Origin of the sequence: Quyinboa mangrovi, assembly GCF_042219825.1 — a bacterium.
Classification (GTDB): Bacteria; Bacteroidota; Bacteroidia; order Bacteroidales; family UBA5342; genus JBHJHP01.
In genome coordinates, this window is sequence record NZ_JBHJHQ010000073.1 from 1 (window position 1) to 611 (window position 611).

Sequence of the window (611 nt, forward strand, 5' to 3'; positions counted from 1 at the left end):
AACGTTCCCGCAGTATGCTGTCGTGGCAGTTTCTTTCCGACGGGAAAGGAACTGTCAGGACAAAATAGCCCGACTGCGAATGTTGTAATGTTTTATTTAAAAGTACTGCCATGCAGTATGACTGCGTGTTAGGTGCTGGCGTTTCTTTTTTATTCAAATTCAATATTCTCATTCTCAAGAATCTCTCTTACATAATTTTCATGTTTAAGAGTCTTGAAATTAAACCATTTCTCACGATATTCAGAATTTTCAATAATATGCTTAAAATTTGCAAATGGCTTTTTTCGTACTAAAATTTCTCCCAAATTTTCCTTAAAACTATTATTGTCAATTTCTTCTATGAAATCTTTCATAATCTGAAAAGCCTCTCCGGATTTCATTTTCTCAATCACTAAATAGTCAGTCCATTCTTTTTTAATTTTTTCAAGTTCTTCTTCCCAAAATTCTGTATCTCCAATTATTTCATCCAGGTCAAAAATTGTACGAATCTCTAGATCTTCTCTGTTAATGAAAATATTCATTCCAACCTCAAGATTCTGGGCCATTTCTTTAATTTGAGATTTCGTCAGTTTCATAATGATATTTTTTACGCTTGCACCTAACGTTCCCGC

At 33.4% G+C, this 611-nt stretch carries 1 protein-coding gene; it reads right to left on the reverse strand.

Going from position 1 to position 611, the window contains the following annotated elements; genetic code table 11:
- Positions 1–149 precede the first annotated feature (149 nt).
- On the reverse strand, positions 150–611 hold a 462-nt coding region (locus ACE1ET_RS20620; protein ID WP_375730318.1), incomplete at its 5' end, for a UPF0158 family protein.